Annotated in this window: 11 protein-coding genes; 6 read left to right on the forward strand and 5 right to left on the reverse strand. The window is 69.5% G+C overall.

Going from position 1 to position 12,884, the window contains the following annotated elements; translation table 11 throughout:
- Window positions 1-23 precede the first annotated feature (23 nt).
- From OHN19_RS32970 to pgi, 5 genes are all read left to right on the forward strand, one after another.
- Window positions 24-1,235, forward strand: coding sequence for a phosphoglycerate kinase (locus OHN19_RS32970; RefSeq protein WP_330267694.1), 1,212 nt, complete (start codon window positions 24-26; stop codon window positions 1,233-1,235).
- Window positions 1,236-1,241: 6 nt separating this feature from the next.
- Window positions 1,242-2,018: a triose-phosphate isomerase gene (tpiA, locus tag OHN19_RS32975; RefSeq protein WP_330267695.1), complete on the forward strand. Its 777-nt coding sequence runs from the start codon at window positions 1,242-1,244 to the stop codon at window positions 2,016-2,018.
- Window positions 2,019-2,121: 103 nt separating this feature from the next.
- Entirely contained in the window at window positions 2,122-2,352 is a 231-nt protein-coding gene (gene secG, locus OHN19_RS32980) for a preprotein translocase subunit SecG (RefSeq protein WP_123759995.1), read from the forward strand.
- A 215-nt stretch (window positions 2,353-2,567) separates the two neighbouring features.
- Window positions 2,568-2,903, forward strand: coding sequence for an RNA polymerase-binding protein RbpA (locus OHN19_RS32985; RefSeq protein WP_003976875.1), 336 nt, complete (start codon window positions 2,568-2,570; stop codon window positions 2,901-2,903).
- A 230-nt stretch (window positions 2,904-3,133) separates the two neighbouring features.
- Entirely contained in the window at window positions 3,134-4,789 is a 1,656-nt protein-coding gene (gene pgi / locus OHN19_RS32990; RefSeq protein ID WP_330267696.1) for a glucose-6-phosphate isomerase, read from the forward strand.
- 74 nt (window positions 4,790-4,863) lie between these two features.
- Here the strand turns inward: pgi and pgl are convergent, their stop codons facing one another.
- From pgl to tkt, 5 genes are read right to left on the reverse strand one after another with little or no spacing between them, the layout of a single operon-like run.
- Window positions 4,864-5,646, reverse strand: coding sequence for a 6-phosphogluconolactonase (gene pgl, locus OHN19_RS32995; RefSeq protein WP_330267697.1), 783 nt, complete (start codon window positions 5,644-5,646; stop codon window positions 4,864-4,866).
- Complete coding sequence (opcA, locus tag OHN19_RS33000; RefSeq protein ID WP_330267698.1) at window positions 5,643-6,761, reverse strand: glucose-6-phosphate dehydrogenase assembly protein OpcA; 1,119 nt, start codon at window positions 6,759-6,761, stop codon at window positions 5,643-5,645. The genes pgl and opcA overlap by 4 nt, the downstream gene beginning before the upstream one ends.
- The gene (gene zwf, locus OHN19_RS33005) at window positions 6,758-8,281 is read right to left on the reverse strand and encodes a glucose-6-phosphate dehydrogenase (protein ID WP_330267699.1); all 1,524 of its coding nucleotides are present in this window, start codon (window positions 8,279-8,281) and stop codon (window positions 6,758-6,760) included. Before zwf ends, opcA begins: the two co-directional genes overlap by 4 nt.
- Before the next feature lie 3 nt (window positions 8,282-8,284).
- Window positions 8,285-9,403 (reverse strand): transaldolase, encoded by a 1,119-nt coding sequence (tal, locus tag OHN19_RS33010; protein ID WP_330267700.1) that lies wholly within the window; start codon window positions 9,401-9,403, stop codon window positions 8,285-8,287.
- A 33-nt stretch (window positions 9,404-9,436) separates the two neighbouring features.
- Complete coding sequence (tkt, locus tag OHN19_RS33015; protein ID WP_330267701.1) at window positions 9,437-11,524, reverse strand: transketolase; 2,088 nt, start codon at window positions 11,522-11,524, stop codon at window positions 9,437-9,439.
- A gap of 355 nt (window positions 11,525-11,879) precedes the next feature.
- Here tkt and OHN19_RS33020 point away from each other — a divergent pair, with 355 nt between their 5' ends.
- Entirely contained in the window at window positions 11,880-12,833 is a 954-nt protein-coding gene (locus OHN19_RS33020) for a heme o synthase (RefSeq protein ID WP_330267702.1), read from the forward strand.
- Window positions 12,834-12,884: the final 51 nt, after the last annotated feature.

Here is a 12,884-nt window from a genome sequence, read left to right on the forward strand (position 1 = left end):
GCACCCTCACCAGGAGTTCCCTCATGAAGACGATCGACGAACTCATCGCCGAAGGCGTGGACGGCAAGCGGGTCTTCGTCCGCGCCGACCTCAACGTGCCGCTCGCCGACGGCCGCATCACCGACGACGGCCGCATCCGTGCCGTCCTGCCCACCGTCAAGGCCCTCGTGGACGCGGGCGCCAAGGTGGTCGTGGCCTCGCACCTGGGCCGCCCCAAGGGCGCCCCGGACCCGGCCTTCTCCCTGCTTCCGGCCGCCGAGCGGCTCGGCGAACTGCTGGGCGCCCCCGTGGCCTTCGCCCAGGACACAGTCGGCCCCGCCGCCCACGACGCGGTGAACGGCCTCCAGCCCGGCCAGGTCGCGGTCATCGAGAACTTGCGCTTCAACGCCGGTGAGACCTCCAAGGACGACACCGAGCGCGGCGAGTTCGCGGACCAGCTGGCCGCCCTCGCGGACGTCTACGTCGGTGACGGCTTCGGCGCGGTGCACCGCAAGCACGCCTCCGTGTTCGACCTCCCGGCCCGGCTGCCGCACTACGCCGGCTACCTCATCGCCACCGAGGTCGGCGTCCTGAAGAAGCTCACCGACGACGTCAAGCGGCCCTACGTGGTCGTGCTCGGCGGCGCCAAGGTCTCCGACAAGCTCGCCGTCATCGACGAGCTGCTCGGCAAGGCCGACCGCATCCTCATCGGCGGCGGCATGGCCTTCACCTTCCTCAAGGCCAAGGGCCACGAGGTCGGCGCCTCCCTGCTCCAGGAGGACCAGCTCCCGGCGGTCCTGGAGTACATCGAGCGCGCCGAGAAGACCGGTGTCGAGCTGGTCCTGCCGGTCGACGCCGTGGTCGCCCCCGCGTTCCCGGACCTGAAGACCAAGGCCCCGGCCGACGCCACCACCGTCGCCGCCGACGCCATCCCGGCCGACCGGATGGGCCTGGACATCGGCCCCGCGTCCGGCAAGCTGTACGCCTCGAAGATCACCGACGCCGCCACTGTGTTCTGGAACGGCCCGATGGGCGTCTTCGAACACCCCGAATTCGCCGAGGGCACCAAGGCGGTCGCCCAGGCCCTCCTCGACTCCCAGGCCTTCACCGTGGTCGGCGGCGGCGACTCCGCCGCGGCCGTCCGCATCCTGGGCTTCGACGAGAACGCGTTCGGACACATCTCGACCGGCGGCGGCGCCTCCCTCGAATACCTCGAGGGCAAGACGCTCCCCGGCCTCGCCGCACTGGAGGACTGACCCCGCATGACCACTCGCACGCCGATCATGGCGGGTAACTGGAAGATGAACCTCAACCACCTCGAGGCCATCGCACACGTCCAGAAGCTCGCCTTCGCCCTCGCCGACAAGGACTACGAGGCCGTCGAGGTCGCCGTCCTGCCGCCCTTCACCGACCTGCGCTCCGTGCAGACCCTGGTCGACGGCGACAAGCTCAAGATCAAGTACGGCGCCCAGGACCTCTCGGCGCACGACTCCGGCGCCTACACCGGCGAGATCTCCGGCTCGATGCTGTCCAAGCTGAAGTGCACGTACGTGGCGATCGGCCACTCCGAGCGCCGCCAGTACCACGCCGAGACCGACGAGATCGTCAACGCCAAGGTCAAGGCCGCCTACAAGCACGGCCTCACCCCGATCCTGTGCGTCGGCGAGGAGCTGGAGGTCCGCGAGGCGGGCAACCACGTCACCCACACCCTCGCCCAGGTCGAGGGCGGTCTGAAGGACGTCCCGGCCGAGCAGGCCGAGTCCGTCGTCATCGCCTACGAGCCCGTCTGGGCCATCGGCACCGGCAAGGTCTGCGGTGCCGAGGACGCCCAGGAGGTCTGCGCCGCGATCCGCGCCAAGATCGCCGAGCTGTACTCGCAGGAGCTCGCCGACCAGGTCCGCATCCAGTACGGCGGCTCCGTCAAGGCCGGCAACGTCGCCGAGATCATGGCGCAGGCCGACATCGACGGTGCCCTGGTCGGCGGTGCCTCTCTGGACGCCGATGAGTTCGTCAAGATCGTGCGCTTCCGGGACCAGTGAGTAGGCCGTAGCGGCGATCCGTCGTACCCTTGCGGGGGCATGGCCCTGAAGGCCGTGCCCCCGTCGTTCATCCGAATCCGAGAGAGTTGGTCCAGCCGTGGTTTTGGGGTTCTCGATCGCCCTGATCGTCTTCAGCGGGCTGCTGATGCTGCTGGTGCTGATGCACAAGGGGAAGGGCGGCGGCCTCTCCGACATGTTCGGTGGCGGCATGCAGTCGTCCGTCGGTGGCTCCTCGGTCGCCGAGCGCAACCTCGACCGCATCACCGTGGTGATCGGTCTGCTGTGGTTCGTGTGCATTGTCGTACTCGGTCTGCTCATGAAGACGAACAGCTGAGCGGCCACGCCACACACAGCACGTACATTCCGCACGTAAGGCCCCATGTTCGGTACGCGCACCTGAGCGCGGCCTATCATGGGGCTTGCGTCTAGGTGTGGGGGCTGTAACTCCAATCACTGGACGCGCGTTGGGCCTTACGTAGACTGAGGCGCTCGCAACGAAGCGACAACGCCGACTCGCTTCGCGGCACCATCACGCAGGGAGTTACGACCGTGGCAAGTGGCAACGCGATCCGAGGTAGCCGGGTCGGGGCGGGGCCGATGGGCGAGGCCGAGCGGGGCGAGTCCGCGCCCCGGCTGCGCATCTCCTTCTGGTGCTCCAACGGACATGAGACGCAGCCCAGCTTCGCCAGCGACGCGCAGGTCCCCGAAACCTGGGACTGCCCCCGCTGCGGCTTCCCCGCCGGGCAGGACCGGGACAACCCGCCGGACCCGCCGCGCACCGAGCCGTACAAGACGCACCTCGCGTACGTACGGGAGCGGCGCAGCGACGCGGACGGCGAGGCGATCCTCGCCGAGGCGCTCGCCAAGCTGCGGGGCGAGATCTAGGAGTCGAGTGCCGGCCGGACACCCAGGGGTGTCTGGCCGGAGGTGTTTCACGGCTTGAGCTGTTCCCCGGCTCGGCCTGTCCGTTGCTTTCGCCGTCCCGCTGATACCCGGGCTCCGTGCGCACGTATCTGTGGGTGCGGTCGGCGCCGCAGCCGTCACGGCTCGCGTCCCGCGTTGATCAACTAGGTTGGAACAGCTGGGACAGGCACGAAAGAAGGCTGAAGTCGGACATGAACGCAGACGGCCGTAGCAGGCTCAACCGGACGCCCGAGTGGACCGCGCTGACCGAGCACCGCGAGGAGCTCGGCGAGGTGCGGCTGAGGGAGCTGTTCGCCGCCGATCCCGGGCGCGGCACCGGGTACACCCTGCGGGTCGGTGACCTGTACGTCGACTACTCCAAGCACCTGGTCACCGACGAGACCCTGCGGCTGCTGCGCGAACTCGCCGCCGCCACCGACGTGTTCGGTCTGCGGGACGCCATGTTCCGTGGCGAGAGGATCAACACGACCGAGGACCGGGCCGTGCTGCACACCGCGCTGCGGGCCCCGCGCGACGCGGTGATCGAGGTCGACGGCGAGAACGTCGTCCCCGGCGTGCACGCCGTGCTCGACAAGATGAGCGACTTCGCGGCCCGGGTCCGCTCCGGCGAGTGGACCGGCCACACGGGCAAGCGGATCAGGAACGTCGTCAACATCGGCATCGGCGGCTCGGACCTCGGTCCCGCGATGGCGTACGAGGTGCTGCGCGGCTTCACCGACCGCGACCTCACCGTCCGCTTCGTGTCGAACGTCGACGGCGCCGACCTGTACGAGGCCACCCGTGACCTGGACGCGGCCGAGACGCTATTCATCATCGCGTCGAAGACCTTCACCACCATCGAGACGATCACCAACGCCACCTCGGCCCGCGCCTGGCTGCTCGCTGAGTTGAAGGCCGGCCAGGAGGCCGTCGCCCGGCACTTCGTGGCACTGTCGACCAACGCGGACAAGGTGTCGGACTTCGGCATCGACACGGCCAACATGTTCGAGTTCTGGGACTGGGTCGGCGGCCGCTACTCCTACGACTCGGCGATCGGCCTCTCCTTGATGATCGCCATCGGCCCGGACCGGTTCCGCGAGATGCTCGACGGGTTCCACCTCGTCGACGAGCACTTCCGCACCGCACCCGCCGAGGCCAACGTGCCCTTGCTTCTTGGCCTGTTGGGCGTCTGGTACGGCAACTTCCATGACGCGCAGTCGCACGCGGTGCTGCCGTACAGCCACTACCTGTCCAAGTTCACGGCCTACCTCCAGCAGCTCGACATGGAGTCCAACGGCAAGTACGTGGGCCGGGACGGACAGCCCGTGGAGTGGCAGACCGGCCCGGTGGTGTGGGGCACGCCCGGCACCAACGGGCAGCACGCCTACTACCAACTCATCCACCAGGGCACGAAGTTGATCCCGGCGGACTTCATCGGCTTCGCCGAGCCGGTCGACGGGCTCAGCGAGACGCTCAAGGCCCAGCACGACCTGCTGATGGCCAACTTCTTCGCCCAGACCCAGGCGTTGGCCTTCGGGAAGACGCCGGACGAGGTGCGGGCGGAGGGGGTCGCCGAGGAACTGGTCCCGCACAAGACGTTCCGGGGCAACCACCCGACGACGACCATCCTGGCCCGCGAACTGACCCCCTCGGTCCTCGGCCAGCTGATCGCCCTCTACGAGCACAAGGTCTTCGTCCAGGGCGCGATCTGGAACATCGACTCCTTCGACCAGTGGGGCGTCGAGCTCGGCAAGGTCCTCGCCAAGCGCGTCGAACCGGCGCTCACCGAGGGCGCGGAGGTGCCCGGCCTGGACCCGTCGACCAAGGCCCTGGTGTCGACGTACCGGGAGCTGCGCGGGCGGCAGTAGGTGTTCCTCGCAGCGACGACGCCGGGCCCCTCGTGAGAGGCGCCCGGCGTCGACTGCTGTACGCGGGAACGGTGTTACGGCGTAGCCGGCGGATACAGCGAGCGGGGCAGCTGGGACGCCGCCGCCGAGTCCAGCAGCCACAGGGTGCGGGCCCGGCCGCGGGCGCCGGCCGCCGGGGCCTGGATCTCGCCCGCGCCGGACAGGGCGATCGCCGCCGCCTGCGCCTTGTCCTCGCCGGCCGCGAGCAGCCAGACCTCGCGGGCCGCGCGGATCGCGGGCAGGGTGAGGGTGACCCGGGTGGGCGGGGGTTTCGGGGCGCCGTGGACACCGACGACCGTGCGCTCGGTCTCCCGTACCGCGGGCAGCTCCGGGAACAGGGACGCCACATGCGTGTCCGGGCCGACGCCCAGCATCAGGACGTCGAAGGTCGGCACCGCGCCGTGGTTCTCGGGACCGGCCGCACGGGCCAGCTCCTCGGCGTAGGACGCCGCCGCGGCCTCGACGTCGTCGCCGTGCGGACCGTCCGACGCGGGCATGGCGTGCACGCGCTTCGGGTCCAGCGGTACGGCGTCCAGCAGGGCCTCACGGGCCTGCGTGACGTTGCGTTCCGGGTCGCCCTCCGGCAGGAAGCGCTCGTCGCCCCACCACAGGTCCAGCCGGCCCCAGTCGACGGCGTCCCGGGCGGGGGCCGCGGCGAGGGCGGCGAGCAGGCCGTTGCCGTTGCGGCCGCCCGTGAGGACCACCGACGCCGTGCCCCGGGAGGCCTGTGCGTCCACGATCTTCGTGATCAGACGGGCCGCGGCGGCCTGGGCCATCAGCTCCTTGTCGTGGTGCACGACCAGCTGCGGGGTGCTCACTTCGCCGCCCTTCCGTTCCCGGCCAGGCCGGAGGGGACCGGCTTCAGCGCCGGCGGCTCCGCCGCCTCCGGTGCGGGAGCTTGCGCGGGAGCCTCGCCGTCGTCCGGTTCTCCTTTGGCCGACGGTCCCTCCGACGAAGCCTCGGCAGCGGGTGCGACCTGCTCCTCCGCAACGTCCGCGGGACCGTCCGGCACGTTCAGCCGGTGCACCCCGAACCGCAGCGCGGAGGCGTACGTGTCGTCCGGGTCCAGCCTGCGCAGTTCCTCCGCGATCAGCTCGGCCGTGTCCCGGCGCTTGAGCGCCACCGCACGGTCGGGCTGCCCGTCGATGGACAGCGTGGCCAGGGAGCCGTCGGCCCGGTCCAGGGTGATCGGCCCGTTGCTGGTCTCCATGCGGACCGCGGTCAGTCCGGGCCCGGAGGACAGCGAACGCCGTACCGGCACGTCGAGACGGTCCGCGAGCCACATGGCGAGCAGCTCACAGCTCGGGTTGAACTCCTCGCCCTCCACCTCGACCGCCTTGACCTCGACGCTGACCTGGTCCAGGGCCGCCGCCAGCATCGAGCGCCACGGCGTGATCCGGGTCCAGGACAGGTCGGTGTCGCCCGGGGTGTAGGTCCCGGCGCGGGCCGTCAGCTCGCGCACCGGCTGTTCGGAGGAGTAGGTGTCGGTGACCCGGCGCTGGGCGAGCGCCCCGAGCGGGTCCCCGGCCGGGTCGATCGGCGCGTCCACCGGCCACCACACCACGACCGGCGCGTCCGGCAGCAGCAGCGGCAGGACGACCGACTGGGCGTGGTCCGCGACCTCGCCGTACAGCCGCAGCACCACCGTCTCGCCGGTGCCCGCGTCCGCGCCCACCCGCACCTCGGCGTCGAGGCGGGACTGGGTGCGGTCGCGGGGGCTGCGCGACACCCGCTTGATGACCACCAGCGTGCGCGAGGGGTGCTCGCGGGACGCGTCGTTGGCGGCCTTCAGGGCGTCGTAGGCGTTCTCCTCGTCGGTGACGATGACGAGCGTGAGCACCATGCCGACGGCCGGTGTGCCGATGGCCCGGCGGCCCTTGACGAGCGCCTTGTTGATCTTGCTGGCGGTGGTGTCCGTGAGGTCTGTCTTCATGGCCGGCGCCAGCTCCGTCCCTCTCGTGCGAGCATCTCGTCCGCCTCGACCGGGCCCCAGGTCCCCGAGGGGTACTGGGCGGGCTTGCCGTGGGTGTCCCAGTACTCCTCGATCGGGTCGAGGATCTTCCAGGACAGCTCGACCTCCTCCGTGCGGGGGAAGAGGTTGGAGTCGCCGAGCAGCACGTCGAGGATCAGTCGCTCGTACGCCTCGGGCGAGGACTCCGTGAACGACTCGCCGTAGGCGAAGTCCATGGACACGTCCCGGATCTCCATCGAGGTGCCCGGCACCTTGGAGCCGAAGCGGACGGTGACGCCCTCGTCGGGCTGGACCCGGATGACGATCGCGTTGGAGCCGAGCTCCTCGGTGGCCGTCGTGTCGAAGGGGGAGTGCGGGGCCCGCTGGAAGACCACCGCGATCTCGGTGACCCGGCGGCCGAGCCGCTTGCCGGTGCGCAGGTAGAACGGGACGCCCGCCCAGCGGCGGTTGTCGATCTCCACCTTGATGGCCGCGTAGGTGTCGGTCTTGGAGTGGGGGTCGATGCCCTCCTCCTGGAGGTAGCCGACCGCCTTCTCGCCGCCCTGCCAGCCCTCCGCGTACTGTCCGCGCACGGTGTCCCGGCCCAGGTCCTTCGGCAGCTTCACCGCGCCGAGCACCTTGGTCTTCTCGGCCGCCAGCGCGTCCGCGTCGAAGGAGGCGGGCTCCTCCATGGCGGTGAGGGCCATCAGCTGGAGCAGGTGGTTCTGGATGACGTCACGGGCGGCGCCGATGCCGTCGTAGTAGCCGGCCCGGCCGCCGATGCCGATGTCCTCGGCCATGGTGATCTGCACGTGGTCCACGAAGGACCGGTTCCAGATCGGCTCGAACATCGTGTTGGCGAAGCGCAGCGCCAGGATGTTCTGGACGGTCTCCTTGCCCAGGTAGTGGTCGATGCGGAAGACCTGGTCCGGGGCGAAGACCTCCTCGACGGTCGTGTTGAGCTCCTCGGCCGACTTGAGGTCGTGGCCGAAGGGCTTCTCGATGACCGCGCGGCGCCAGGAGCCGCTCGACTGGTCCGCCAGCCGGTGCTTCTTCAGCTGCTGGATGACCACGGGGAAGGCGGACGGCGGCACGGACAGGTAGAAGGCGAAGTTGCCGCCGGTGCCCTGTGCCTTGTCGAGTTCCTCGATGGTGTCGCGCAGCCGCTCGAACGACTCGTCGTCGTCGAAGGTGCCCTGGACGAAGCGCATCCCCTGGATGAGCTGCTGCCAGACCTCCTCGCGGAACGGCGTCCGGGCGTGCTCCTTGACGGCGTCGTGGACGACCTCCGCGAAGTCCTCGTTCTCCCAGTCCCGCCGGGCGAAGCCGACCAGCGAGAAGCCCGGCGGCAGCAGACCACGGTTCGCGAGGTCGTACACCGCGGGCATCAGCTTCTTTCGGGACAAATCGCCCGTGACGCCGAAGATGACCAGGCCCGACGGCCCCGCGATACGCGGGAGCCGTCGGTCGGCGGGGTCACGCAGCGGATTGCTGCTCGACAAGATCTAGCCCTCCGAGGGTGCGAGGCGCTGGAGCTCCGCCTCGGTCGACTTGAGCAGGTCGTTCCAGGACGCCTCGAACTTCTCGACGCCTTCGTCCTCCAGCAGCTGCACGACCTCGTCGTATGAGATGCCGAGCTTCTCGACCGCGTCGAGCTCGGCACGGGCCTGCTCGTAGGTGCCGGCGATGGCGTTGCCGCGGATCTCGCCCTGCTCCTCGGTGGCGAACAGGGTCGCCTCCGGCATGGTGTTCACCGTGTTCGGCGCGACCAGCTCCTCGACGTACATGGTCTTCTTGTACGCCGGGTCCTTGACGCCGGTGGAGGCCCACAGCGGACGCTGCTTGTTCGCTCCGGCCTTCTCCAGCTTCGCCCAGCGCTCGCCCGAGAAGACCTCCTCGTACGCCTGGTAGGCCAGACGGGCGTTGGCGACACCGGCCTTGCCGCGGGCGGCCTTGGCCTCGGCGGTGCCGAGCGCGTCAAGGCGCTTGTCGATCTCGGTGTCCACGCGGGACACGAAGAAGGACGCCACGGAGTGGATCTGCGACAGGTCCAGGCCCCGCTCCTTGGCCTTCTCCAGGCCGACCAGGAACGCCTCCATGACCTCGCGGTAGCGCTCCAGGGAGAAGATCAGCGTGACGTTGACGCTGATCCCGAGGCCGATGACGTCACTGATCGCCGGGATGCCCGCACGGGTGGCCGGGATCTTGATGAGGGTGTTGGGACGGTCGACGAGCCAGGCCAGCTGCTTGGCCTCGGCGACGGTCGCCTTCTCGTTGTGCGCCAGACGCGGGTCGACCTCGATCGACACCCGGCCGTCCTGGCCGCCGGTGGCGTCGAAGACCGGGCGCAGGATGTCGGCGGCGTCGCGGACGTCCGCCGTGGTGATCATGCGGATGGCCTCTTCGACCGTGACCTTGCGGAACGCCAGGTCGGAGACCTGCGGGTCGTAGCCGTCGCCCTCGGAGATCGCCTTCTGGAAGATCGAGGGGTTGGTGGTGACGCCCACGACGTGCTGCTGGTCGATCAGCTCGGCGAGGTTGCCGGACGTGATCCGCTTGCGCGACAGGTCGTCCAGCCAGATCGCCACGCCTTCCTCGGAGAGGCGCTTGAGTGCGTCTGTCATGGAATTACATCTCCTACGTGTCGTATATGGGCGTCAGCGCTGGGCTGCGGCGATCGATTCCCGCGCCTGGGCGGCCACGTTCTCGCCAGTGAAGCCGAACTCCTGGAAGAGCAGCTTGCCGTCCGCGGAAGCACCGAAGTGCTCCAGGGAAACGATGCGGCCGGCGTCTCCGACGTACTTGTGCCACGTGAGACCGATACCGGCCTCGACCGCGACACGGGCGCGCACGGACGGGGGCAGGACGCTGTCCCGGTACCCCTGGTCCTGCTCCTCGAACCACTCCACGCACGGCATGGAGACGACGCGGGTCGGCACCCCGTCCGCTTCCAGCCGCTCGCGCGCGTCGACGGCGACGTGGACCTCGGAACCGGTGGCGATCAGGATCACCTCGGGCGTCCCGGTGGAGGCCTCGAACAGGACGTAACCGCCCTTGGCCGCGTCCTCGTTGGGCTCGTACGTCGGCACACCCTGACGGGTCAGCGCGAGGCCGTGCGGAGCGCCCTTGCCGAACTCCTTGGTGTACCGCCCCAGGATCTCGCGCCAGGCGATCGCCGTCTCGTTGGCGTCCGCGGGGCGGACCACGTTGAGACCGGGGATCGCGCGCAGCGACGCGAGGTGCTCGATGGGCTGGTGCGTCGGGCCGTCCTCGCCCAGACCGATCGAGTCGTGCGTCCACACGTACGTCACCGGCAGGTGCATCAACGCCGAGAGCCGGACGGCGTTGCGCATGTAGTCGGAGAAGACGAGGAACGTACCGCCGTAGATACGGGTGTTGCCGTGCAGCGCGATGCCGTTCATCTCCGCGGCCATGGAGTGCTCGCGGATGCCGAAGTGGATCGTGCGGCCGTACGGGTCGGCCTCCGGCAGCGGGTTGTCCGCCGGCAGGAACGAGGAGTTCTTGTCGATCGTGGTGTTGTTCGAGCCCGCGAGGTCGGCGGAGCCGCCCCACAGCTCGGGGACCACCGCGCCGAGGGCCTGGAGGACCTTGCCGGACGCCGCACGCGTGGCCACGCCCTTGCCGGGCTCGAACACCGGGATCGCGGACTCCCAGTCCTTGGGCAGCTCACCCGCGGCGATGCGGTCGAACTCGGCCGCGCGCTCGGGGTTGTTGCTGCGCCACTCCTGGAAGGACTTGTCCCACTCGGCCTTCGCCTGCCGGCCGCGCTCCAGCGCCTGCCGGGTGTGCTCGATGACCTCGCCCGCGACCTCGAAGCTCTGCTCCGGGTCGAAGCCCAGCACCCGCTTGGTGGCCGCGACCTCGTCGTCGCCGAGCGCCGAGCCGTGCGCGGCCTCGGTGTTCTGGGCGTTCGGGGCGGGCCAGGCGATGATCGAGCGCATCGCGATGAAGGACGGCTTGTCGGTGACCGCCTTGGCCTTCTGGATCGCCTCGAAGATCGCGGCAGGGTCCAGGTCGCCGTTGGCCTGCGGCTCGACTCGCTGCACGTGCCAGCCGTACGCCTCGTACCGCTTGACGGTGTCCTCGGAGACGGCCGTCTCGGTGTCGCCCTCGATCGAGATGTGGTTGTCGTCCCACAGCAGGATCAGGTTGCCGAGCTTCTGGTGGCCGGCCATCGAGGACGCCTCGGCGGAGATGCCCTCCTGGAGGCAGCCGTCACCGGCGATGGCGAAGACGAAGTGGTCGAAGGGCGAGGTGCCCTCCGGGGCCTCCGGGTCGAACAGACCGCGCTCGTAGCGGGCGGCCATCGCCATGCCCACCGCGTTGGCGACACCCTGGCCGAGCGGACCGGTGGTGGTCTCCACGCCCTTGGTGTGGCCGTACTCCGGGTGACCCGGGGTCTTGGAGCCCCAGGTCCGGAACGCCTTCAGGTCGTCCAGCTCCAGGCCGAAACCGGCCAGGTAGAGCTGGGTGTAGAGGGTCAGGGACGAGTGGCCGGCGGACAGCACGAAGCGGTCGCGCCCGACCCAGTCGGGGTCGGCGGGGTCGTGCCGCATCACCTTCTGGAAGAGGGTGTAGGCGGCGGGAGCCAGGCTCATCGCCGTACCGGGATGGCCGTTGCCGACCTTCTGTACGGCGTCGGCGGCCAGGACGCGGGCGGTGTCGACGGCCCGCTGATCCAACTCGGTCCACTCGAGGTCTGTGGTGGTCGGCTTGGTGCTCACCCTGGGTCAGGGCTCCTCTCCACATGTCACGCATGTCGAAAATGCCGGTGCACGGGACGCCCGGCCGTTGTCGAGCCTACCCCCGCAAGTACGTGCGTTTTTTCGAGTCATTCCAGACTGCCGGGCCCCGCCGGGATCCGCCTCCCGACTGGGCCGTATCGCATTCGGCAAGTGAATACGGAGCCGCTCGTACGAGTGCTCAACCGAGTGACTCCGAGCTCTTCCGGGGTCGTCCTCGGACACGAGCCGACCCCCGCGAATATCGGGGTATGGGCAACGTCTACAGTGGCGTGGTACGCGCGAGCCTTTACCGGGACTTCACACCGCTGAGGCTTGCTGGGATGTCTCTGTAGGGGTGTGCGTGACGGCCGTCGAATCCCGTCCAGCCGGTGTGCTGGGGGAGAGCAAGAGCTCGAGTCACCGGCCGTTCGGGGCCCGGGCCAAGGCGTTCGTGGCGCTGACCAAGCCGCGGATCATCGAGCTGCTGCTCATCACCACCGTTCCGGTGATGTTCCTGGCGCAGCAGGGCGTGCCGGACCTGAAGCTGGTCCTGCTGACCTGCGTCGGCGGATACCTCTCCGCGGGCGGCGCCAACGCGCTCAACATGTACATCGACCGCGACATCGACGCGCTCATGGACCGCACCTCGCAGCGGCCCCTGGTGACCGGCATGGTGTCGCCGCGGGAGTGTCTGGCCTTCGGCATCACGCTGGCGGTCGTCTCGACGCTGCTGTTCGGTCTGACCGTCAACTGGCTGTCCGCCTGGCTGTCGCTCGGAGCGCTGCTCTTCTACGTCGTCGTCTACACGATGATCCTCAAGCGGCGTACCTCGCAGAACATCGTGTGGGGCGGCATCGCCGGCTGCCTCCCGGTCCTGATCGGCTGGTCGTCGGTGACCAACTCCATGTCGTGGGCGCCGATCGTCCTGTTCCTGGTGATGTTCTTCTGGACGCCGCCGCACTACTGGCCGCTGTCCATGAAGGTCCGCGAGGACTACGCGCGCGTGGGCGTGCCGATGCTGCCGGTGGTGGCCTCCAACAAGGTCGTCGCCAAGCAGATCGTCATCTACAGCTGGGTGATGGTCGGCGTGTCGCTGCTGCTCACCCCGCTCGGCTACACCGGCTGGTTCTACACGGCGGTCGCGCTGCTCGCGGGCGGCTTCTGGCTGTGGGAGGCGCACGGCCTCCAGAACCGCGCCAAGGCCGAGGTGACGGGCGCGAAGCTCAAGGAGATGCGGCTGTTCCACTGGTCGATCACCTATGTGTCGATCCTCTTCCTCGCGGTGGCGGTGGACCCCTTCCTGCGGTAGGGGCCCCGGGCGCTGAGGCGAGGGTCACGTCGCTGCCCCATGTACTGATCG

Origin of the sequence: Streptomyces griseorubiginosus, from assembly GCF_036345115.1 — a bacterium.
GTDB classification, from domain to species: Bacteria; Actinomycetota; Actinomycetes; order Streptomycetales; family Streptomycetaceae; genus Streptomyces; species Streptomyces griseorubiginosus_C.